General features: G+C 68.4%; 1 protein-coding gene. It reads left to right on the top strand.

The features are described 5' to 3' along the window. A partial coding sequence (locus UU7_RS18670) for a hypothetical protein (RefSeq protein ID WP_007808765.1) occupies nucleotides 1-535 on the top strand: 535 nt, incomplete at both ends.

Below are 535 nucleotides of genomic sequence, written 5' to 3' on the forward strand. Positions count from 1 at the left end.
GGCGCGAACGCCGGCGGCAGCGGCTTGCTGAACTGGACGTCGTTCGAGAACCTGAGCGACAGCACGGCAGGCAACTTCGTGTTTGCCAATGGCGCGAGCGTCAGCGGCACGCTGGCGGGCGGTGGTGCAGGCACGCTGGATTACAGCGCGTACACCACGGCGGTGAGCGTGGGCCTGGGTGGTACGGCGACCGGCACCAGTGGCTGGAGCGGCATCAGCACGGTGAAGGGCGGTTCGGCGTCGGACACGATCAGCGGCAGCAGCCAGACGTATCACCTGACCGGGGCGAACGCGGGCAACAACGGCACGATGAGCTGGGTCTCGTTCGAGAACCTGAGCGACAGCGCAGCGGGCAACTTCGTGTTTGCCAACGGTGCGAGCGTCAGCGGCATGCTGACGGCCGGCAGTGCAGGCACGCTGGATTACAGTGCGTACACCACGGCGGTGAACGTGGGCCTGGGCGGCACGGCCACCGGGACCGGCGGCTGGAGCGGCATCACCACGGCCAAGGGCGGCTCGGCCTCGGACACGATCA

The organism is Rhodanobacter spathiphylli B39 (genome assembly GCF_000264295.1).
Taxonomy (GTDB): Bacteria; Pseudomonadota; Gammaproteobacteria; order Xanthomonadales; family Rhodanobacteraceae; genus Rhodanobacter; species Rhodanobacter spathiphylli.